General features: G+C 68.9%; 24 protein-coding genes and 1 pseudogene. 9 read left to right on the top strand and 16 right to left on the bottom strand.

Annotated features, from left to right (window positions below):
- Positions 1 to 393 precede the first annotated feature (393 nt).
- Positions 394 to 975 carry a flavodoxin family protein gene (locus ACIRVK_RS40780; RefSeq protein WP_404256421.1) on the top strand — a complete coding sequence of 194 codons (582 nt, stop codon included), beginning with the start codon at positions 394 to 396 and terminating at the stop codon, positions 973 to 975.
- 118 nt (positions 976 to 1,093) lie between these two features.
- On the opposite strand, the gene ACIRVK_RS40775 is transcribed toward ACIRVK_RS40780, so the two are convergent.
- A complete protein-coding gene (locus tag ACIRVK_RS40775) occupies positions 1,094 to 1,648 on the bottom strand; it encodes a hypothetical protein (RefSeq protein ID WP_404256419.1) in 555 nt (184 codons plus the stop codon).
- A gap of 219 nt (positions 1,649 to 1,867) precedes the next feature.
- On the opposite strand from ACIRVK_RS40775, the gene ACIRVK_RS40770 reads away from it, so the two are divergent.
- Entirely contained in the window at positions 1,868 to 2,638 is a 771-nt protein-coding gene (locus ACIRVK_RS40770) for a tail fiber protein (RefSeq protein WP_404256417.1), read from the top strand.
- 176 nt (positions 2,639 to 2,814) lie between these two features.
- The gene (locus ACIRVK_RS40765; protein ID WP_404256415.1) at positions 2,815 to 3,141 is read left to right on the top strand and encodes a hypothetical protein; all 327 of its coding nucleotides are present in this window, start codon (positions 2,815 to 2,817) and stop codon (positions 3,139 to 3,141) included.
- Between the two features lie 207 nt (positions 3,142 to 3,348).
- Here ACIRVK_RS40765 and ACIRVK_RS40760 read toward each other — a convergent pair whose 3' ends face one another.
- From ACIRVK_RS40760 to ACIRVK_RS40735, 6 genes are all read right to left on the bottom strand, one after another.
- Entirely contained in the window at positions 3,349 to 3,789 is a 441-nt protein-coding gene (locus tag ACIRVK_RS40760) for a DUF429 domain-containing protein (protein WP_404256426.1), read from the bottom strand.
- Entirely contained in the window at positions 3,708 to 4,025 is a 318-nt protein-coding gene (locus ACIRVK_RS40755; RefSeq protein WP_404256413.1) for a DUF429 domain-containing protein, read from the bottom strand. Before ACIRVK_RS40755 ends, ACIRVK_RS40760 begins: the two co-directional genes overlap by 82 nt.
- A gap of 84 nt (positions 4,026 to 4,109) precedes the next feature.
- Positions 4,110 to 4,424 carry a hypothetical protein gene (locus tag ACIRVK_RS40750; protein WP_404256411.1) on the bottom strand — a complete coding sequence of 105 codons (315 nt, stop codon included), beginning with the start codon at positions 4,422 to 4,424 and terminating at the stop codon, positions 4,110 to 4,112.
- Positions 4,415 to 5,212, bottom strand: coding sequence for a PD-(D/E)XK nuclease family protein (locus ACIRVK_RS40745; RefSeq protein ID WP_404256410.1), 798 nt, complete (start codon positions 5,210 to 5,212; stop codon positions 4,415 to 4,417). Before ACIRVK_RS40745 ends, ACIRVK_RS40750 begins: the two co-directional genes overlap by 10 nt.
- Positions 5,213 to 5,491: 279 nt before the next feature.
- On the bottom strand, positions 5,492 to 7,603 hold the full coding sequence (locus tag ACIRVK_RS40740) for a HEAT repeat domain-containing protein (protein ID WP_404256408.1): 2,112 nt from the start codon (positions 7,601 to 7,603) through the stop codon (positions 5,492 to 5,494).
- Between the two features lie 205 nt (positions 7,604 to 7,808).
- On the bottom strand, positions 7,809 to 7,988 hold the full coding sequence (locus ACIRVK_RS40735) for a hypothetical protein (protein WP_404256406.1): 180 nt from the start codon (positions 7,986 to 7,988) through the stop codon (positions 7,809 to 7,811).
- Between the two features lie 24 nt (positions 7,989 to 8,012).
- On the opposite strand from ACIRVK_RS40735, the gene ACIRVK_RS40730 reads away from it, so the two are divergent.
- A complete protein-coding gene (locus ACIRVK_RS40730) occupies positions 8,013 to 8,945 on the top strand; it encodes a DUF6000 family protein (RefSeq protein WP_404256404.1) in 933 nt (310 codons plus the stop codon).
- A 265-nt stretch (positions 8,946 to 9,210) separates the two neighbouring features.
- Here the strand turns inward: ACIRVK_RS40730 and ACIRVK_RS40725 are convergent, their stop codons facing one another.
- The gene (locus ACIRVK_RS40725) at positions 9,211 to 9,351 is read right to left on the bottom strand and encodes a hypothetical protein (RefSeq protein ID WP_404256402.1); all 141 of its coding nucleotides are present in this window, start codon (positions 9,349 to 9,351) and stop codon (positions 9,211 to 9,213) included.
- A gap of 336 nt (positions 9,352 to 9,687) precedes the next feature.
- Between ACIRVK_RS40725 and ACIRVK_RS40720 the strand changes: the two genes are divergently transcribed.
- Positions 9,688 to 10,011: a hypothetical protein gene (locus tag ACIRVK_RS40720; protein WP_404256400.1), complete on the top strand. Its 324-nt coding sequence runs from the start codon at positions 9,688 to 9,690 to the stop codon at positions 10,009 to 10,011.
- A gap of 179 nt (positions 10,012 to 10,190) precedes the next feature.
- Here the strand turns inward: ACIRVK_RS40720 and ACIRVK_RS40715 are convergent, their stop codons facing one another.
- The 3 genes from ACIRVK_RS40715 to ACIRVK_RS40705 form a co-directional block, all read right to left on the bottom strand.
- Entirely contained in the window at positions 10,191 to 10,532 is a 342-nt protein-coding gene (locus ACIRVK_RS40715; protein WP_404256398.1) for a hypothetical protein, read from the bottom strand.
- A gap of 137 nt (positions 10,533 to 10,669) precedes the next feature.
- Complete coding sequence (locus tag ACIRVK_RS40710; RefSeq protein WP_404256396.1) at positions 10,670 to 10,960, bottom strand: hypothetical protein; 291 nt, start codon at positions 10,958 to 10,960, stop codon at positions 10,670 to 10,672.
- 314 nt (positions 10,961 to 11,274) lie between these two features.
- Complete coding sequence (locus tag ACIRVK_RS40705; RefSeq protein ID WP_404256394.1) at positions 11,275 to 12,069, bottom strand: SDR family NAD(P)-dependent oxidoreductase; 795 nt, start codon at positions 12,067 to 12,069, stop codon at positions 11,275 to 11,277.
- Between the two features lie 101 nt (positions 12,070 to 12,170).
- On the opposite strand from ACIRVK_RS40705, the gene ACIRVK_RS40700 reads away from it, so the two are divergent.
- Both ACIRVK_RS40700 and ACIRVK_RS40695 read left to right on the top strand, forming a co-directional pair.
- Complete coding sequence (locus ACIRVK_RS40700; protein ID WP_404256392.1) at positions 12,171 to 13,028, top strand: helix-turn-helix transcriptional regulator; 858 nt, start codon at positions 12,171 to 12,173, stop codon at positions 13,026 to 13,028.
- Positions 13,029 to 13,180: 152 nt separating this feature from the next.
- Entirely contained in the window at positions 13,181 to 13,360 is a 180-nt protein-coding gene (locus ACIRVK_RS40695; RefSeq protein WP_404256390.1) for a hypothetical protein, read from the top strand.
- Positions 13,361 to 13,607: 247 nt separating this feature from the next.
- Here ACIRVK_RS40695 and ACIRVK_RS40690 read toward each other — a convergent pair whose 3' ends face one another.
- The 4 genes from ACIRVK_RS40690 to ACIRVK_RS40675 form a co-directional block, all read right to left on the bottom strand.
- The gene (locus ACIRVK_RS40690; protein ID WP_404256388.1) at positions 13,608 to 14,222 is read right to left on the bottom strand and encodes a TetR/AcrR family transcriptional regulator; all 615 of its coding nucleotides are present in this window, start codon (positions 14,220 to 14,222) and stop codon (positions 13,608 to 13,610) included.
- Positions 14,222 to 15,070 carry an oxidoreductase gene (locus ACIRVK_RS40685; RefSeq protein WP_404256387.1) on the bottom strand — a complete coding sequence of 283 codons (849 nt, stop codon included), beginning with the start codon at positions 15,068 to 15,070 and terminating at the stop codon, positions 14,222 to 14,224. The genes ACIRVK_RS40690 and ACIRVK_RS40685 overlap by 1 nt, the downstream gene beginning before the upstream one ends.
- A gap of 376 nt (positions 15,071 to 15,446) precedes the next feature.
- Positions 15,447 to 16,307, bottom strand: a complete 861-nt coding sequence (locus tag ACIRVK_RS40680) for a class I SAM-dependent methyltransferase (protein WP_404256385.1) — start codon at positions 16,305 to 16,307, stop codon at positions 15,447 to 15,449.
- Between the two features lie 111 nt (positions 16,308 to 16,418).
- Positions 16,419 to 17,024: a helix-turn-helix domain-containing protein gene (locus tag ACIRVK_RS40675; protein ID WP_404256383.1), complete on the bottom strand. Its 606-nt coding sequence runs from the start codon at positions 17,022 to 17,024 to the stop codon at positions 16,419 to 16,421.
- 302 nt (positions 17,025 to 17,326) lie between these two features.
- Between ACIRVK_RS40675 and ACIRVK_RS40670 the strand changes: the two genes are divergently transcribed.
- Both ACIRVK_RS40670 and ACIRVK_RS40665 read left to right on the top strand, forming a co-directional pair.
- Positions 17,327 to 18,928, top strand: a complete 1,602-nt coding sequence (locus ACIRVK_RS40670; RefSeq protein ID WP_404256381.1) for an MFS transporter — start codon at positions 17,327 to 17,329, stop codon at positions 18,926 to 18,928.
- A 138-nt stretch (positions 18,929 to 19,066) separates the two neighbouring features.
- The gene (locus ACIRVK_RS40665; protein WP_404256379.1) at positions 19,067 to 19,492 is read left to right on the top strand and encodes a recombinase family protein; all 426 of its coding nucleotides are present in this window, start codon (positions 19,067 to 19,069) and stop codon (positions 19,490 to 19,492) included.
- Positions 19,493 to 19,523: 31 nt separating this feature from the next.
- Here the strand turns inward: ACIRVK_RS40665 and ACIRVK_RS40660 are convergent.
- Positions 19,524 to 20,469 (bottom strand): annotated as a pseudogene (locus ACIRVK_RS40660) (IS3 family transposase); the annotation flags it as partial.
- Position 20,470 lies beyond the last annotated feature (1 nt).

The raw sequence follows: 20,470 nt of genomic DNA, 5'->3' as shown, positions 1-20,470 counted from the left end.
GCCCGGTGCGCTTAGCGGTGCACGCCGGGTTCGGGAGGCGACCCGGAGAAACGGGCTGGCCGTGAGGCCAGTACCGCGCTCCGGGTCGACCTCACTGTCGTCTCCCCGACTCAGTCGGGAAGAATTTCGCCACGAAGTCCGCACCGTCCGGTCCTCTCCGCGAGAGCGGAGGTGAGCCGAACACGCTGGGCAGGTGGTCGCGGACGGGGCAGTCCTCTCCGCGAGAGCGGAGGTGAGACGACGGCACCGAACCGGTGTCACCTGGTTCGAGTCCTCTCCGCCGACGCGGGGGTGTTCCGGCGGCGTCTGAAGCCAGTACTGAGTGCCCGGAAATACCACGGAGTCGGGCGGGGTTGGACGTGCCGCATTCGACAGCGACAACTGGAGCCTCACGTGACCCGTTCGTTCCTCTTTCTCCTAGCCAGCGCCAGACCGGACGGCAACACCGAGCAGCTGGCTCGGACCGCAGCGGAGCAGCTCCCGAACGATACCGAACAGCGCTGGCTGGACCTGGCACAACTGCCGCTGCCCGACTACGTAGACGCGCGGCACGCCGGCGCGCCATGGCAGGAGCAGGAGAACGAGGAACTGCTGCGGCAGGCAACCCTCACCGCCACCGACATAGTGATCGCGTCGCCGCTGTACTGGTACTCGCTGTCTTCTTACGCCAAACGCTACTTCGACTACTGGTCGAAGTGGCTGACAACCCCAGACCCGGGCTTCAGGACGAAAATGGCGGGTCGCACTCTGTGGGGGGTGACGGCGATGGCGCATCGAGAGGAGATGGTCGCAGAACCGCTGGTGCTCACCCTGCACCACACTGCCGCATACATGGGTATGCACTTCGGCGGCGTGCTGCTCGGCAACGGCTCCCAGCCAGGTCAAGTACTCGACGATAGGCGAGCCACGATTCGCGCCAAGACCTTCTTCGCAGAGGAAGCGCCATTCGCCCGCTTCCCTTACGAGGAGGAGTGACGCGGCCGGCCGCCTCGGCTCTTTCGGCGGTTCCTGGCATAGTCGCGGATATGCTGCAGGTCTGCTCACCTGCCGGGCCACGCAACGGCAGCGGCGTTGCGCCCTGACACGGACTGCGTCACAAGATCAGCGCCAGATCCGAATTGTTTGACTGCTGACAATGCGTCCATGGGATGTTGCGTGTTCCGTCAGGGGCGACCGCGGCGAACCTCTCGGCCACCTCGGGGTCCTGGTCGAAGTCCTGGAAGATCTGCACGATACGGCGTGCCGAGGCGATCGCCTGTCCTGCCTGTTTGCTGGTCGTGCGCGGACCGGCCCCGCCCGTACGGCCGGGGCGGGCCATCCCGGCCGGTGGCCGTTTGGTGTGCCCGCCGGCGCCGAGGTGGTCCAGGGGCGGGCAGATCAGACGCCACTGACCCGCGCGCCGCACCACCGTGCCCGCCGAGCCGGCGGCGAGCTGCTTGCCACGCTGGTCGAGGTCGTACGTGCAGGCCGGTGCATGGGGGTCGAGCCTGAAGTAGAGGGAGGTCCGGCCATCGGGGTCGTCGGCGTTGCCGTGCCGGGCGCTCACCCTGGTTCCGCACCGGCCCCACTTGAGGGGCATCACGTAGTGCGGGTGCGGCTGACGGCCGATCTCGGACCGGTCGTACTCGTTGCCCAGCGAGTCCTTCACCCACGGGAATGCGCACCCCACGCTGCTTCTTCGCCACACGCCTCTCCCCCTCAGCGGCCCATCCATCGGTGCTCTCTTGGTCTTCCCCCAACACCCGCAGATCTTCGTCGACTTGGGCACCTCAACAAGGGAATGCTCCCTCTGTCCCTGCCTTGGGCCAGGTGAACCCGTCATCGCGCCTGGGGCGAGCACCACCGGGCCTCTCCCGCTCTTGTGCCAGTGGAGCTGACGCTGCATCATCAACACCGATTCTTCACACATTCATCATCGGGGCTGCACCCCGACTTGCCTGTGAGGCCCTCGGTGAAATTCTCCGTGCCCATAGCGCGCAGAGCCATGCTCGGCGCCGCCCTGATCGTCACGCTTTCCGCTACAGCCGCCGCGGCGTCGCCCACTGCGTCGACGTCGGACAACGAGGTCCACGCGTGTGTGGACAAGACGCATCTGACGGTGCGGATCATCGACCCCACCCATGGTCAGCACTGCACCAGTGCCGAACGCGGCGTGTCCTGGAACATTACCGGGCCGCAGGGTGCCAAAGGGAAGACGGGTGCCACCGGGGTCACCGGACCGGCGGGACCGCAGGGCGCGAAGGGTGACACCGGGGCCACCGGACCGGCCGGTGCTACCGGCCCCGTCGGCCCGGCCGGGGCTACGGGCGCGACCGGACCCGCTGGTCCTAAGGGAGACAAGGGCGACCCCGGGCCGGACTCGCGGTTCGGGATGGTACCCGGGGTGGCGGACGAGAGCACCGGGGCTCCGTGCACGATGGGCTCGGTGTGGTTGGTGGCCGGGACCCGGGCGGGCGGCGTGCCGGCAAGGGGGCAGGTGATGCGCATCGTCACGAACGAGGCGCTGTTCTCACTGCTCGGCACCATGTACGGCGGCAATGGTACAACGACATTCCAGTTGCCCGACCTGCGGGATTCCGCGCCCAACGGGCTGACCTACGTTATCTGCGTCGACGGGATCTACCCTTCGTTGAACTAGCGGCGCGGCCGCGTGCGGCACTCGGGCTCGCCGGGAGATTTGAGCATCAGCTCCCTTGCCCGTCTGTGACCGGCCTTGGTTCGCCCGCGGCCGATCACAGGCAGGCAGAAACTCACTGATCGCCCTCGGGCTCAAGTTGCTTGGCCGCCAGGGCATATGGCCACCAACCAATTCGCATGGGAATCCTGGGGCCGTCCAAAGACGCCATCCCCGTTTTGCGCGATGCGGACGTGATCGCGGCCGTCCTGCGCCAAGCGCTGGCCGATGCCCCGCTCGAGGAACGCGCGGGTCTGGAAGGGGCCGTTGCGATCGCCGAGTCCACCGCCGCCGCCACCGAGGCCGAGGTACGCGCGCGTTGGGTCCGCTCACGGCTGGCCGCCGTCGGCTTCACCGGGGATGTCGCCTCGGTCGCAGCGGTGAAGGTGCTGCGTCAAGCGGAGCCGGGACTGAGCCTGGTGGCGGCGGTGCAACTGCAGGAGAACGCTGTGGCGTACCGGGAGTGATCGTTACTCACCGCTCGGTGCCGGCAAGTCGGCGGTTTCGATTCCCCGCAGGCGTTGTAGCCAGCGGGTCACCGCGAACGTGGTGACCCGCATCCTGTGATCCAGCCCCGGCCTTCCGTCAGCAGCGTGTGAAGACCATCGCGCTCGACGATGTGGATCGTCAGCCGAGAAGGACCGGCTCGCAGAGGAGAAAGGGAGGGCTTGGGGTTAGAACCGGATCTCGACAGCACGGCCTTCGGCATCGAGCTCGGGCACCTTGGGGATGCGGCCTGCCGCCCCTTGCGCGATCCGGTGTGCCGACCATGCCGCGACGGCTGCGTCGAGGACGTCGTCCGCCGGCACGCGGTCCGCTTCACCGAGCTCGTCCGGGAGCACGATCCCGGCTTCGGCCAGCAGGGAGCGGCGCAGGTGTTGACCGCGCCAGGTCTTTTTCGCGTAACTGAGTGGCGCGCCGTCGGTCAGGGCGCAGAAGGACACTTCGGGGTGCACCTCGTGGATCCTGTCGTCGGCCAGCCTGCACGCCCGGGCCTCCAGCAGTTTCGGCGCCAGCGCCCATGCCTGCTTGGTCAGCCGGTTGCCGGTGAGTTCCTGGCACCGGTCCGCGGCCGACGTGTACTGCGCCTCCTGCCACGCCGCCCTCGGCGCGATGAGGAAGACACTGCTGTGCCGTGCACCGAGAAGAGTTTTCGCGGCTGGTCCGCGGCCCGCCAGCCGCTTTCGACGAGGCCTAGTGGCATGTCCACCGTGATCACGTGCACTCCAGCGGCACGCTCGATCAGCGCGTCGAGACGGCCATCCACGAGACTGCCGGCATACGCACCGTCTGTGAGCCGGATCCCGACCCAGCCCTGCTTACCGCAGGCGTCGACTCCCAGGACGTCCATCCCACCCCCACCTTCGTTCAGGGAGCGCACACTACCGCCGCCATGCCTGGCGGCGGCCAGGCAGTCATCAGTGGTCGGTGATTCCTATGGGAGGAGTCCGACGAACGGGTTGCGATGGGCTTTCATGGCCTCGTGGGCATACGCGACGCCGAGACCCACTACTTGTTCGATGGTCAGGTCGGGTGCCGGGATGCTGCGGTAGACGAAGTCGGGAGCGAAGCCGTTGAAGGACAGCGGCCTGTCCGGGGCGACGACGGGCCGTTCCGGTCCGGTGTCGCCGAGCAGTTGCCGCGCCTGGTCGAAACGGAAGTAGTCGCCGAAAGCGCGCGCCTCGGCCTCGCGGGTCGTTCTGCGGTCCTCGCCCTTGCCGAACCCGGGGCCCGCGCCCGTCAGATACACGAGTCGGAACTGGCCCTCCTGGCGATGATGCCCTGCCCCCGGCTCATCGCGGTACGGACCACGATTGCTTCCCGTTCGATCTCTCCCGCCAGCTCATCCTGGATGAGGTTCATGGCGTGCAGGCATCGCATCTTCTGCACCGTGGCGTCCAAGCGGGCTGGTTTGAGAACGGCGGCCGCTTTTTCGGGAAGCAACAACGGCTCCGACGCCTCAGGAACACCAACCTCGGTTCTCAGGCGCACGAGCGTGTCGACCAGATCGAGCCAGCGCTCGAACACGGCGGCGCCGAATATGTCCGCCGTCCGCAACTCCGGCAGGCAAGGACGCAGAGCGGCCCCCAACTCGTCATAACCGCGGTACCGCCACACCAGCCCGCCCGGCGTCGTCCATGACCGCCCCGGCCATCCCGGATCGACCAGGCTGAGCAGTACCGGGACGGGGCCTTCCAGCCCGTGGAGCTTGCCACGGGCGTAGGCATTCAGCTGGTCGGTGTCCGGCAGCGAGAAGACCTTGTTCTCGATCACCAGCGGGGCGTGCCCGGGATACTCCACGACGAGATCGAGGTTCCGCCATTCCCGTCGCACCCGCACCGGGCCGGTGTCGCGAGGGCCCTGGGGTCCCCGCCAGGCGTCCAACAGGGCCTCACCCACCACCGGATGGTGTTCCACGTACCAGGCCAGCGTGTCGCTGTGAAACAGCTCCTTACTACCCCTCGACATCGCGAAGACCACATCACCGGTCAGCGACTCCACCAGGTCGGACAGCGGTGCAAACGATCTGCCAGGCACGCATTACCTCCACCAGGCCACAGGACAATAGGCGCAGCTGACACACCCGCAACCTCGGAAGGAACCGCGGCGAGCCAGACTAACCGAGGCCCGTCTCCATGTCCGGCACACGAACGTCCAGCGCAGGTCACGGTGCTCGTGGGAGGTGCGTGTGTCCTCCGCCTTTGCCACGGTGGCATTTCACACGTCACCTACGGAGCCGGAGGGCCCTGTCTGGTGACCGTGCCGCAGCCACTGCGCCCTGGCGGTCTTCTCACTCCTCGGCAACGAGCGGGAATGTCAGCTCGTCAGCCCCTGCTCCAAAGGATCGAGGCGGGCCATGAGGGTTCGGGTGATCCGCTGGAGTTCCTCGTCGCGTTCGAGTGTCTGGAACCCGTCACCGCGTCCAGGCTGGGCCAGTTGCTCGCGGAGCAGGGGCACAGCGGGTGCCGCCAGGGCGCCCATGCGGTCCAGGCACGCCACGACTGTGTTCGCCGTCGCCGGGTTGTGGGCTACGGCCTGCAACAAGACGTCCAGGACTGCCGGGGCCTCGGCTGCGCCGCCGATCTCCCACAAGGCGGCCGCGCACGGCACCCGCACCCACTCATAACCGTGCCCCAAGTGCCCCCGCAGGCGCGGCAGGGCGGCGGAGGCGGGCGGGCCGATCTCGGCGAGCACATCGGCCGCCTCGCTGATGCGGAAGGTGATCGGGTCGTCGAGGAGGTTGAGCAGGAGCGGCATGACCTCGGCTGGGTCGCCGCCGAGGGCCCACAGGGCGGCGACGGCGGCGGGCCGTACGTGCGCGTCCGTGTGGGTGGTCAGCGCCCGGATCGCCTCTTGTGCGTCGGACGCCGCCGGACCGAACGCCCGGAGTGCCTTCAACGCTGATGCTGTGACGCCGTGCTGCTCATGACGGTCCGCGGCGTCGAGGGCGTCGACCACCACCTCGATTGCAGCCGGGTCGTCGAGCGCGGCGAGGGCGGAGAGGATGGCGTTGACGCTCATCGTGGTCCACTCCTGGGCGAGATCGAGGCGGTGCAGGTGGTGGCCGAGCCGGGGCACCAACTCGTCCGCCGCCTGCGGCAGATGGCGTGCGACCTGGATGGCACGCCAGGCATCGACGCCGCCATCCAGCGCGGCCAGCAGACTCGGCAGCGCACGGGTATCGCCGAGGCGGGCCAGGGCCCGGACGGCCGCTTGGTGGCTCTTGCGCAGCCGCGCATCGGGCGCGCTCCAGACATCCGGGCCGTGTGCCGCGCGCTGGGCGTCGACGTGCGCGGCGAGTGCTTCCCGGGCCGGGTCGGCGATCGGGTGGCAGGCCTCCAGGACACCGGCCGCTTCGGTAGAAACCTCCAGGTCGGTCGTGGTGAGTTGGGTGGCGACCAGGAGCAGGAGGCGGGTGTGGTCCCCGCGCCAGGTCCGTATCAGCTCTCCGGCCATCCGGACCGCGTCCAGGCGCGTGCCGGGATCGGGGCTGGCCAGTTGCTCGGCCAGCACCACGGTGCGCTCGGCCACCCGGTGCCCCAGTACGTCGTGGAAGGTGCGCAGCAGGCCCGTGGTGAGGGCGTACACCCGTGTGCTGTGGTCGAGATACTCGAAGGCGGCGACGATCTGGGGTGGAATACGCTGGGCGGAGACGGACGGGCGGCTCGGGGCCGGTGCGATCGGCTGCGCGGGCAGCGTGCGGGTGCTCTCGTGCAGCAGGGTGACGGCCGTCGGGACGACGTCGTCACCGATGTCCTGTGGGGTGCAGCGGGCGTGCTGGATCAGGGCCGCGAGCCGGGTCACCGGCCCCCAGGCCGGGGCGGCGGCGAGCTGGACAAGCCAGTCCTCCACGTACGGCGAAGCCTCTGGCAGGCGCAGTGCGAGAGCGGCGGCCGCGTCGAGGATCCGCAGCCGGGCCGCGATACCGCGTTCGGCGGCCAGCCGATCGCGCAGCAGGGCGGCGGCCTGGCCGGCATCGTCGAGGAACAGCCCCAGTCCGGGGATCGCGGCCAGGCGCACATGCGGGTCGTCGTTGCGGGCGAGGTCGGCGAGGTCGCCGCCCCGTGCGCGCAGGAAGGCGGCGGCCTGTGCGCAGCCGGCCGGCGGGTCGTACTCGATCTCGGTGCCGTCGTCTGCGAAGCCCCGCTCGAGGGACTCGCGGCCGATACTGACCACCAGTGCGACCACGGCCGCCCGGTCGGGAGTCGAAGGGTCGACGGCCAGCTCGAACAGGAAGGGCAGGCTGGCCGCCGTCGACGAGTACACGCTGCCCTGATGGTGGACGGCGCTGTAGAAACGGTCCAGAGCCTTGCCGCGCTCCTCGGCGTGTGGGGAGCGCAGCGATCTCAACAGCGCCGGTATCTCCTCGGACGTGCCGTACGCGTGATCCAGCAACGACCAGTCAATGTCATCAAGTCCCTCGAACATGATCCGAACCATGCCAGGGGGCACTGACAACAGCGCTCTGGCTCTGGCTGCCTATACGGTGCACCCGCTCACGCCCCGTGCCCCACACACAGTGGATGGGGCTGTGGAAGCGGTCCAGGTCATGTCTCCAGACCAGACGTTTACTCGGAACCGCCCCTCCTTCCGCCGGCGTCATGATGACCACCATGCCGCCCGTGCTGTCTTGTCAATCGTTGCGGCGGCCACAGAACGCGGATGGCCGCGCGAGGTCGAGCGGCACACCGCCATCATCGCCCGGATCAAGGAACTTCTGGCCGAACTCGCCGAGCCCGCCGAAGGCCCGAGTGGCGCCGAAACCTGCAGCCGAACCGCAGAGTGATGCCCCGCCAATCCAGTCGACACTCACCCGGTCGCACCCGAAGATGATCGAATGGATGACCTGCCTGATCCCGCCGCGCTTGGCGCTGCCATCCGCCGTTATGTCTCCGTCGACCTTCGCCATCTCGAATTGTTACACGGCAACCTGCAGCGGCGGCGCCTAAAGTCGGTCGAGCGCACTGCTTTCCTCCGCGAGCTGATCGCGGACTCCGCGCGGGTCGACGACGAGGAGTTCGCCGCCCTCCTTGGACAGGGCTCCGGCTGGCGTGAGCGCCTGGTCGCCGCGTGGATGGCCGGCATCGGCGGCCACACACGGCAACGCCAGCGGATCGGCGAGTTGCTCATCGAGAGTCGCCAGACCTACGCCGGTCAGGGCTACTGCTTTGCGCTGGCCTGCTTCGGCACGCCGGCAGACGCTCAGATCCTCTGCGACTACCTCGACCTGTTTCTGCGTCGGCCGGATCTCTACTACGACCAGCACTGGGCCATCGGGGCTCTACTCGACATCGACACACAACTCGGCACCGACTTCGCCGGACGCTTCACCGCCCCGGACGGGCTCTGGCAGCAGTGGACGCGGGACGAGTCCCCGGCCTACCTCGAAACCCAGAAGAACCGCGTCGCCGAGCTCCGCGCCCTTGTCGAGGACGCACACCAGGCCGACCCAGCAGGAACGGATATCAACCTGCCGACTGGCTGGGTCCCCATCCCCGGAAACGACCACGCCCTCTTCGAGACCGAACTCGTAGCGGAGGTTGCAGCCGACCTCAAGCCGAGCCATCCGCTCGCGCAGCGTCCGCTGACGGCAGTCGCGCACTGCAGCCGACGAGACCACGTGCTCTTCAAAGTTGCCGAAGAGCCGATCCGCTGGGCGCTGGTCGAGTTGAGCTGGTCGGGACAGTCAGAGACTGGCATCCGTCCCCACTGGCAGTTCTTCGCCTCCCCCGAGACCGCGGCAGCCGGACTCCGGGAACACATGCGATAGCTCGACAGCCGTCCCAAGCTGGTCGATCCTGAGGTGCTCGGGTACATGCCCCTTGGGACCGGTGTGTGGATGGAGCTCTGGGCCGCCTGCGACGCACACCGTCCCGACGCCCGCGCCTTCATCCGCTGGCACCGCGACGCCGACCGCGACCCGTAGGCGCTCCCCCAGCTGTTCGAGGACTGGGAGACCGAGACCATGCACGCCCACGGCTGGGCCCGATCCCAGGAACCCGAGGCTCCCTTCAGTCCACCTGCCCCGCCCGGCCTCACACCTCGCGGACGAGGTTGAACGCGGCGTCGGAGAAGTCATCGAGCCCCGCAGCAGTCAGCGTGGCGCCGTCGGCGGGAGCCGTGCCATCGTTGCCGTACGCCAGCGGGCCCCGGCCGCAGCCACGGCCAGGGCCCACACCGCGTAGGAGACGGCTGTCCCGGCTCATCTGTCGGGAGCTCGCCGCCCGCGCCGGACTTCCGGGCGATCAGCACCGCCACCGCCCGGGCGTGGTTGGCCATGGCGCGCAGGTGCCCCCGCTCGGCGACCGCGCGCCGGTGACCTCCGAACGGCGCCGGCCCTCGCCTCACTCTGGTCGAGTTCACCGAGCAGGTGACCGGAGTCCCAAGCGGTGCGGCCGAGGCCGCGCGGCAGGCCAATTCGACCCGCGTCGCAAGCCCTGAACAACTGCCGTGACCTGCACGTTTTTTGATGCCCTCTCAACTCGCAACGTGAGTACGTCGACCGCGTCTTCATGCTCCGCGAGCACGACGGTCAGGTGTACGCGCCGATGCACCCGGAAGTGGCCGCAGGCCTTACCGCAGAAGAGCAGAGCGGCACCTGGCACACGGTGCGGGCCGACTTCCCCGAACACGCCTTCGCCCATGTACGCGGTCTCAGCGATGGTGCCGGGCACGCCGGAGCCGGCGACTGCAGAAACTGCGCTGCTCATCACCTCGGCAGCGGCAGCCACGAACAGGCCTTGCGGGCCGCCGAAGACGCCATCGGCGTCGTCACGCCCCGCAGGCCGCCCGCCGTTCGCGTCCCTGACTCGTTCTTCTGGCCACACCGATTCTGAGCTCACGGAAAGCTGATGGGAGGAATTATCGGTCGAGGCCCCTCATACAGCGCACCTATGCACTGCGACCAGGCGTAGGTGGAGGGGCGGCTCCCGACCCAGAGTGCCGGGGCCGCCCGAGCCCTGCGGTCCTGTCAACGCAGGGCACTACACCGCCGGGGTCCAGCAGCCGGCAGCGATCATTTTGCCGCAGCGGGACCGTGAGCGCGCGTCGCCTCAACTTCTGCTGCGGCCTTCAGTGGTAGGCAGCGGCCGCAGGTCGGCCGGTCGCACACCTGCAGCGGACCGTCCCATCGGTGGCGTCCGCGCCAGCGCTGTTCGTAGCACAGTTGGTCAGGCCCGGACTGCGGCATCACCCGCAGTGCGCGCCGCATGGCCGAGCGGGCCGCGGTCAGTGCCCCGGGCACGGTGGGGTCGGCCAGCAGCCGCACCACGTCGGAGATCGCCTCGCAGCCCTGGAGGGAGCCCGGCAGCTCGCCCGCGGGGACGCCTGGGCCGTGGACACGGTCGGCCGTGTCCACGGCCTGGCGCGCTCATTCCCGGGCGCCCGGCTCGTCCTGGCATGTCGCCATCGGCCCTCCGCCCGTTCCTTCCCGCGCCGGTTCCCCCTCCTTGTAGCGTCCGGGCGCCGGTCAAGGCGCTGGCGACACCGCCCTGTTCACCCGGACGGCCACGGCTCGGCGGGCCCCAGGTCCTCGCGGAGACGAACGAACCGCACGGTGCGGTGCCGGGTGGTACCCACCTCCATCTCAGCGAGCAGCGGCGTGACCACCCGGTGGCCCCCGCCGGGCAGCGCCTCCCGGACGCCGTCCGCGAGCGCCCGGCCGACAGCGGCGCGCTGCCTGCTGTCCAGCTGCGCGGTCTGGGCGAGGGTGCCGTCCGGGAGCCGGACGACGAGGTAGGCGGGGCGGGCCGGGGAGCCCGCGATCGCCACGATCTCCGTGTCCACCGTGTCGACATGCCACTGGTGGAGTGTCGGTATTCGAGAGTTGCAGTATTCGCCCGCAGGGCGAGCCGCCCGCACCGGAACTGGTCACGCCAGCGGTGACAACGTGTAATGGCGGCCTAAACACCGCAGCGAGCTGATCGGCAGTCGCTGCCGAGCATGAGCATCAGGTGCTCATGCTCGGGGCGCCGCACAGTCCGGGGCGCTGGAAGCCAGGTTTGTCCACAAGCCGCGCCAGGCGAGTTGGAGCGTGGCGAGGCGGTCCGGACTCGTGGCCGTCACCAACCCGTGGCGCCCCGCGTGCTCGTTTCCTGAGGTCAGACCAGGCGGGTGGTGGTGATACCGCCGTCGACGTAGAGGGTGGTGCCGTGGATCATACGGGCCTCGTCGGAGGCGAGGAAGGCGACAGCGTGGGCGATGTCCTCGGGAGCGACCGGGACTCCGGCCGGAGTCGTGGCAGTCATTCGCTCGATGATCGGGCGGGCGCTCTCGTTCCCGGGAGTCAGGGTGACGCCGGGAGCGACGGCGTTGACCCTGACCCCCCGGGGGCCGAATTCGGCGGCCCAGGTCCGGGTCATCTGCTCGTCGGCGGCCTTGGTGGCGGTGTAGAGAGCGGCGAACGGACTTCCCACGGCGGCCATCCATGATCCGATCGTCACGATCACCCCGGCGCCCCGGGCCGCCATGTCTGGCGCCATCCGGCCGACGAGCACGTGCGGTGCGCGGATGTTGACCGCGAGCATCGCGTCAAGGTCGGCGTCGGGGAGATCCGCCGTGGATGTGGCGGGATAGAGGCCTGCGTTGTTCACCAGGATGTCCACCCGCCCGCCCGCGGTCGCCGTCGCCTGAGCGGCGAACTCGCGCACCGCGTCGGCCTTGCCCGCAAGGTCGACGGGGACGAAGTCGGCCTTGCCGCCCGTGGCGCGAATGCCGGAGACCACCTCCTCGCCGCGCCGTGGGTCACGGCCGCTGGTGACCACATGAGCGCCGCGTGCCGCGAGCACGCGAGCGATGGCGGCACCAATGCCGCTGGTCGATCCGGTCACGACCGCGGAGCGGCCATGAAACGGCAGGACGTGCTGGGAGGATTGGGATTCCTGCGATGAGGTCATGACGCCATTTCACGGGCCCCACTGGCGCACAACCAGTGCGAGTGTTCCCTAGGCACGGCATGACCAGGCAGGACGGTGCCGCCGGGCCGTACCGTGAGGGGATGAGTCACGACCGCTCCGCTTTCGGTGCCTTCCTGCGAGCCCGCCGGGACCGGCTCACGCCCGCCCAGGCCGGCATCGACGCGTTTCCCGGTCCCCGACGTGTGCCAGGGCTCCGCCGGGAGGAGCTGGCCATGCTGGCGGGCTTGAGCACCGACCACTACAGCCGGCTGGAACAGGGCCGGCAGGCAACAGTCTCGGAGTCCGTGCTCGCCGCGCTGACCCGGGCTCTGCGGCTGAACGAGGTGGAAGCCGCGCATCTTCGCGACCTCGCGGCTCCAGCGACCCCGGCCCGCCGACCGGCACCGCAAGTGCAACGCCCCGATCCAGGACTGCTGCGCCTGGCCGCGACCCTGGACCACGTCCCGGTGCTGCTGCTGGGCCAGCGTGCCGAAGTGCTCGCGCACAACGCGCTGCTGCAAGCGGTTCTCGGACGCGCTCTGCCGCCGGGCTCATCCTTCATGAACTACCTGTTCCGCGATCCCCTGGCCCGCGAGCGCATCGTCAACTGGGCCGAGTTCGGAGCCCGGTCGGTCGCCGCGATGCGTATGGAGGTCGGCAGGCGACCAGACGACCAGCGGCTCATTGCCGCCGTGCACGACCTGCGGCGTACCGACCCGGACATCGCCCGCTGGTGGGACGACCACACCGTACGTGACTACGCTTCGGTGCCTAAACGCATCGCCCATCCCGAGGCCGGGCCCCTCGACTTCAACATCGAGATCGTCACCGCGCCCCACGCCCCAGATCAGCACCTCATCGTGTACACCGTCGAATCCGACTCGTCCACGGCCCGAGTACTGCCCATCCTGGGCAGCTGGGCCACCCCAGTGAGAGCTCCGACTGGACCACAGGACTGAAAGCCAAGCGATCTTGGATATGGGCGACAGCAGCGCTCCCGCACCACGAGAAGCACAGCGATCTTCCCTCCGCAAGGCCTCAAGCGGTGTCAGTTCTCGGCGATATCACTCTGTGCCTGCACCCGGCAGTGTCGTCTCTGAGGCGATAAGCGGTGTCAGATCCCACGCACAAAGCCAAGCTCCCGGTGTACCCGCTGCTGACCGCTGAGATGCGCAAGCGGGTGGCCTACCAGCGGGCGCACCCGATAGTGCTGACCCGGGCGGAGTACCACGACGTTCCCGCCGTGCTGCGGGAGAACGGCATCCTGGCCAACGAGAAGGGATCGCAGTGACGAAGACCGGCCCGGCCATGTTCTCCCGAAGCTGCCACGAAGTGACCAGTAGCTCTCTGTAGCGGATCTGGAGACTGTTTGTCAGAGTTTTGGATCTTCTGGCCTCATCGAGCGTCGTGCTCGGCGAGGTTGTTCCGGTCACGACGACCGGAGGGAGGCCCAGGATGCGACAGGAGTGGGAGCCGGAGGACCTGATCGAGGTCTGGACGCCTTGGAGAAGGACCAGGAGCGGCTGCGGAACAATCATTCAGGTGGCGAGACCGGCACTGGTCAGCCAGATGTGTTCGCAGGTCGAAGATGCCTTTTGCAACTCCTCGCGGGACTCTTGCGAGGCGTGGTAGAAGGTCCGCTCGATCATCCAGCACAGGGCGCGTGCCATCGCCGACGCTTGATGCGGTTCGGTGCCAGCCTGAACGCCGGCTCGTTCCAGGACGGCGGTGATGGCCGTGATGAACAAGTCAGCCGTGTGGCTCCACAGCTCGCCGATCTCCGGCACGGTCAACGACAGGTCGATCGCCGTGCGCATGACCAGGCCGTGCTCGTTCCACAGCTCGACCGTGCGCCGCATGGCTGCTGCGATGGCCTGGCGTGGATCGTCGGTCTGCGCGGTGGCCCGGGACCGCTCCCACAGGTGCTCAACGGTCCGGGCCACGAGCGCGGTGACCACTTCTTGCTTGGAGCCGAAGTAGAAGTACAGGGCGCCACGTGTGATGCCGGCGCCCTGCGCAATGTCGCCAACGGTCATGGCGTCATAGCCCTGTTGCGCCAGCAGAGCTTCGCAGGTGTCGAGGATGGCCCGCTCCCGGACGTCACCCTTGCGTTCGGTGGTGCGTCGACTCCGGGCGGGGTGGTGGCCGGACATCAGAGCTGAGCGCCCTCGGCGAAGTCGGTCGTACGGGAGAGCGTCTCCCATGCGCGGATGTCCTCGTCCACGGCCGTGCGCGCGGCGGTGACCAGTCGCAGCGCGTCCGAGCCCAGGACGAGGTGGGCCGGCGGCTGGTCGACCGACGTGATGTGCACGACGGCGTCCCCGGCCTTGGCCGGATTGCCCAACTGATTTCCGCTGGCCTTCTGCCGCGCTTCACGGATGGGGGCGAACAGCTCGTCGTAGTCCTCGATGGACCGTGCGGCGCGGGTCATGGACCGTCCGGCCCAGTCGGTGCGGAAGGAGCCGGGCTCGATCGCCGTCACATGGATCCCAAACTGTGCGACCTCCTTGCCCAATGCCTCCAGGATGCCTTCCAAGGCGAACTTGCTGCCGCAGTAGGCGGACATGCCGGGCACGGCCATCAGCCCGCCCATGGAAGTGACGGCCATCAGGTGTCCGCGGCGGCGCCGGCGCATGTGGGGCAGGGCCGCCTGCAGGGTGGCCACTGCCCCGAATACGTTGACCTCGAACTGCCGCCGCACCTCGGCCAGCGGCGTTTCCTCGAAGGTGCCCTCCAGGCCGTAGCCGGCGTTGGCGACGACGACATCCAGGGGGCCGACGCTCTGCTCCACCTCCGTGATCACACGCGAGACGGCGGCGTCGTCGGTCACATCCAGGATGCGGCCGTGAGAGTACCCGGGCTTCAGCCCTTCGAAGGCCCGCAGGTCCTCCTCGGTACGGACCGTGCCAACGACTGCGTGCCCGGCGGCCAGGGCGGCCTGGGCGAAGGCACGGCCGAGGCCCGTGCTGACGCCGGTGATGAGCCAGTTCCGCTTCTGCATGTGCTCCTCCAGAGGAGACCCGCGAGGAGCTGGGTTGCTCCCCACCGCCAACTCTACACAACGTCGATTTTTATCATCGCCACGTAGATTATGGCGTCACTGACGGCTCCGTCGACCGCCCCGTGGTCCGAGCGAGAGCAAAGACCAGATGCGCGCAGCCCACTCACAAACGGCCCTTTGCGAGAGCAGGATCGGCAACCGGCCGCTGAGCCAGGCTCAGCCCACGCCGGTTCTCAGACAGCGCGGAGGACCGGCGTGGTCGGAGGTACGAGGCGGCGTGGTCGGCCCGGGGCAAGATGATGGGTGTGGGTGATGCGGGGCGGGCAAGCGGCCTACGCAGAGACGTGCCGGGCGCCCGCCGGCGGCGGTGTGGAGCTCAATCCGTGCGGCGCGCGGCCCAGACGGTGCGTTCGGTGCGTACTGCGAGATCGTCGCGGCGCAGGATGCTGTGCGGGCTGCCGACATCGAGCAGCCGGTCGACTGCGGCCAGGTCCTCGGCCGAGAGTGCGTCGGCCACGCTGTGGCGCATGCGCTGCAGGCTGCCGAGGGCATAGGCTCCGACCGCCTTGCTGTCGGAGCCAACGATGTTCACGGCGATAGTGCGCTCGCCCTCGACGGTGAACCCTGCCTCGGCCAGCTTGGGCCCCCAGTCGGCGCCGCGGTGGGGGACGTGTTCGGCGTGGAGGCGGTCGCTCGCCTCATGGCAGCGCTCCTCCAGGCCGGGCCGGTTTTCCGGGGCGTGCTCGGGCAGGAATCGAGGGAAGCCGGACAGCTCCACCACTGCCAACAGTCCGCCGGGGGCGAGCAGGTCGTGCACGTGGCGCAGGGCGCGGTCGGGATGGGCTACGTGGTGCATCGAGGCCGATGCCCATACCAGGTCCGGCGTGCCGAGGTCGGGCCAGTCGGCCTCGTCGAGATCGGCCTGAATGGTACGCACGCACCCCGCCACGCCCCGGGCGCACGCCTTCTCCCACAGGCGCTGAAGGTGCCGGGCCGAGACGTCGACCGCCGTGATGTGCGCCTCGGGGAAACGGTCGAGGAGCGTGAAGGTGCCCGCCCCCGTGCCGCACCCCAGATCCACGATCTGGCCGGGAGGTTCCTGGATGGGCAGCCACTTGGTGATGGCGACGGTGTGCTCGGCCAGGACTTCCGCGTCCAGGTCGAGGATCTCCGCCTGGCCGTCGACGTCATGCTGGTGGTGGCCGTCAGGGGAGGTGTGCGGGTGCGCGTGGGTCATGCCCCCACGCTAAGACGATCATGCGCGTGTGGCGCAATCACTTCCCGTATCCGCAACGAGATGGCTGTGCGGGGTGCCGAACGCGCAAAACGCCCTGCAGCGGGCTGGCGGTCACGTGCAGGAGCCGTCCGATTCGCGGTCGCCGCTGGCGCCCTGACTGTCGCGCTGGTGGCCGCGGCGGGCGTCGCGGTCAAAGATGCCCAGGATCTCGCAGGGACCACCCTCGGCGCCGATGGCGTGCGGCAGCATCGTGGGGAACTCGGCGGCCTGGTTTGTCTCGACGCGCAAACGCCGGTGGCCCAGCAGGAGGACCGCAGTGCCGGACAGGACCACGAGCCATTCGCGGCCCGGATGGGCACGCATGCGCGAGGGATTGTCCGGGGGCGGCTCGGTCATCCGCTGACGCACGACGCTCATACCGGGGACGCCCTTTATGGGCCAGCGCATCAGCCCGTGCGCACCGTCGATCATGGGGCTGGTGACGACGTCGTCGGAGGCGGTCTCCACCAGCTGGTCCAGGGATGTGTCCAGGGCGCGGGCGAGGGTGAGCAACTGGTCCAGTGCGAGACGGCGCTGGCCGTTCTCGATGCGGGAGAGCGTGGACTGACTGACCCTGGCGCGGGAGGCCAGTTCCTCCAGAGACCAGCCCTGCGCCACCCGCAAAGCACGGATGCGTTTGCGTACGAGGCTGTCCAGCTCGCCCTCATCTTGCGTCATGAGCAATATTGTATGCCCTCTTCGCAAGACGGGGTTAGCGTCCTGCGCAGAGGCCCGGAACCACTGGGGCCCGAGCACAAGGGAAAGGGGGCACGGCCATGGCTGCCACCACTGCCGCGTACGCAAGCGACACCCCGCCGGGCGAGACCGTCGACACCGTGGTGATCGGCGGCGCCGCAGGCCTGAACGGCACCGCCACCGCCTGACGTGCGCCCGGCACGCGAGCACTGACCTCCAGCTCGATCCCGGCGGCCGGACATTGGTCCGCCGCTGCCCTCGGCATGCCCTTTTGAAAGGAATCCATGAATACGAACCAGCCCGCACCAGCCGCAGCCGACGGCGCCGCCCATGCCGGGGGTGCGCCGGATGCGCGTCAGCTGCGCACCATCCTGATCGCAGTCTGTGTCGCGTTGATGGCAGTCATCGCCTCGGTATCCGGGCTGAACGTCGCGCAGCCAGACCTGGCCGTCGAGTTCGGCGCCTCGCAGAGCACGATCCTGTGGATCATCAACATCTACACACTCACCCTGGCCGCACTGCTGCTACCGCTCGGCGCCATCGGTGACCGGCTGGGCCGCAAGCCCATGCTGATCACCGGCCTGATCGTCTTCGGCGTCGCCAGCGCCATAGCCGGGCTCGCCCCGTCGGCCGAAGTCATGCTCGGCGCGCGCCTGCTCAGCGGCATCGGCGCGGCGACGATCATGCCCATCACCCTCGCCGTGATCACTTCCACCTTCCCGGAGGAAGAGCGCGGCAAGGCGATCGGCGTGTGGACCGGCGTCGCCGGAGGCGGCGGCATCCTGGGCATGTTCCTCTCCGCCGCACTTGTGGACGTTGCCAGCTGGCGCTACCTGTTCATCCTGCCCGTCGCGCTGGTCGCCGTCGCACTCGCCATGGCTATGCGCTCGGTGCCCAACTCCCGTGAGCACTCGGACCGCTCCTTCGATACCGTCGGCGCACTGACCTCCGCCGTCACCGTCGTCGGCCTCATTTTCGTCCTCCAGGAAGGCCCCGAGCGCGGCTGGAGCGACCCTGCCACCCTGATCAGCCTTGCCGTGGGTCTCTTCGCCGCTGTCTTCTTCGTGCTCTGGGAGCTGCGCCGCCGGGACGCCTCCCTGCTGGACGTGCGCCTGTTCCGCGAGCGCGGCCTGGCCGGCGGATCGATCACGCTGCTGACCCTCTTCGGCGTCCAAGCCGGAATCTTCGTTGTCCTCTTCCCGTTCTTCCAGGCCGTCCTGGGCTGGTCGGGCCTGCTGTCCACCCTCGCGCTGATGCCCATGGCCGTGGCGATGATGACGAGCTCCGGCCTGGCCCCCAGGCTGGCCGCACGCATCGGTTCCCGCTCCACCATGGCCATGGGAATCGCATTGGCCGGTGTCGGCTTGGCGCTGATGGCCCTCATCGTCTCCGTCGACGGCGGATACCTGTCGATCCTGCCTGGCATGCTCGCCATGGGCATCGGCATGGGCCTGTCCATGACCCCGTCCACCGAGGCCATCACCAGCTCCCTGCCGCACGAGAGGCAGGGCGTCGCCTCCGCCGTCAACGACGTCACCCGCGAGTTCGGCACTGCCCTGGGTGTTGCCCTGCTCGGCGCGCTGCTGTCCGCTGGATACCGCAGCGCCATCGACGGCAAGCTCGACGGCATCCCCCAGGACGCCGCGGATACTGCGCGCGAAGGTGTCGCAAACGCGGTCGAGGCGGCCAACGGTGCAGGCCCCCGCGCGCAGGAACTCGTCCAAGCCGCGCGGCAGTCCTTCGTCGACGGCTGGCAGCAGGCCATGTGGGCAGGCGTGGTCGTCATGGGCGTCCTGTTCCTCTACATCCTCGCCCGCGGCCCGAGGAACACTACTCCCGCAGCCGGAGCCGACGCGGAAGCCGACGAGGCGCTGTTCTCTCGGTGACCTGCTGAGCTCTCCTCGACGGGGGAGAGAGTGTCGGCAAAGGATGCCGACACTCCACCCCGTGATCACGAACCCTCAGGTGGGCTGTGTCGGCAACCCGCGTCGAGAATCAACGTCGGTGAACGACCCGGCCGATAGATGCCGACACATGCTCATCGGCCACGCGCGGATCTCGACCGCCGACCAGAACCCCGATCATCAGATCGACGCCCTGCTGCGGGCCGCGGCGTCGACCACGACAGCATTCACGTCGACGCCGCGAGCGGTGCGAAGGCGTCCCGCCCGAATCTCGAACTCGTCATGCAGCTGCTACGCGAGGGCGACACGTTGAAGGTCACCCGGCTCGACCGTCTCTCCCGCTCTGTCCTGCACCTGGTGACCCTCGGTGCCGAGCTGCGCGAGCGAGGCATCGGCCTGCACGTCATCGAGCAAGGCATCGTTGTTCAACGTGCCCCGCTCCACGGTGTACGGGCACCTCGACAAGACCAAGACCGTCCCCGCAAGACCCTCGACTGGCGCACCCCTGCCGAGCTCTTCGCTACGCTCGTCGCAACACTGGAATGATCACGTGTTGCGACGCTTGCTGGAATCCGCCTTGGGCCCCGTGGTCGGAGTGGAACACGGCGCCGTCCATGCCGCCGCGCGTCGCAGCCGCCATCTGCAGGGCGTCGGCGACCAGGCTGGTGCGCATGTGGTCGGCGATGGACCAGCCGACGACCCTGCGGCTGAAGCAGTCCAGCACGGTCGCGAGATAGAGGAACTCCCCGTCTGCGAGCGGGAGATAGGTGATGTCGCCCATGTATTTCCGGCCGGGTTCAGTGGCGGTGAAGTCCCGCTGGAACAGGTCGGGAACCGGTGCGGCTGCCGGGTCCGGGACGGTGGTGCGGACGCGTCTGCGCAGGAGATGCCGGTGATGGAGAACGTCCGCATGATGCGGGCGACCCGCTTCTCGTTGACCCGCCGCCCCTTCTCGCAGAGCTCGGCCGTTATGCGCGGGGAGCCGTAGGCACCGCCGGACTCGTCGTGGACCTCGCGGATCTCCTCGGCCAGGATCCGGTCCTGCCGCTGCCGGGCAGCCCGGGCCTCGTCGCCGGCCAGCCACTTGTAGTAGCTGGACCGGTTCACGTCCAGGACCTGGCAGAGCCGCTTCACCTCGTAGGTGTCCCGGTGGTCGTCGACGAACTGGAAGCGGCTCCTCACCAGTTCGTCTCTCCGGCGAAATACTTGGCCGCCTTGCGGAGGATGTCCCGCTCGGTGGCGAGCTTGCGCTCGCTTGCCTCAAGCTCGGCCACCCGAGCCTCCAGCTGCCGGATCCGCTCGTCCGGATCGTCGGACGGCACCGCTGCGCCCGGTTGGACGGCCGGCTTTGCAGCCGCGGCGGTGACACCGCGGCGTTCGCGGTCCCGCAGCACCCACTCACGCAGGGTGGCCCGGTTGATGCCCAGGTCGGCGGCGATGCTCTTGTACGTTGCCCCGGGCGTGGACTCGTACAGGGCCACGGCATCGGCCTTGAACTCGTCCGAGTAGTCCTTCATCGCCATC

The organism is Streptomyces sp. NPDC101152 (assembly GCF_044768275.1).
Lineage (GTDB): Bacteria > Actinomycetota > Actinomycetes > Streptomycetales > Streptomycetaceae > Streptomyces.
This window is presented reverse-complemented; position numbering and strand designations above follow the sequence as displayed.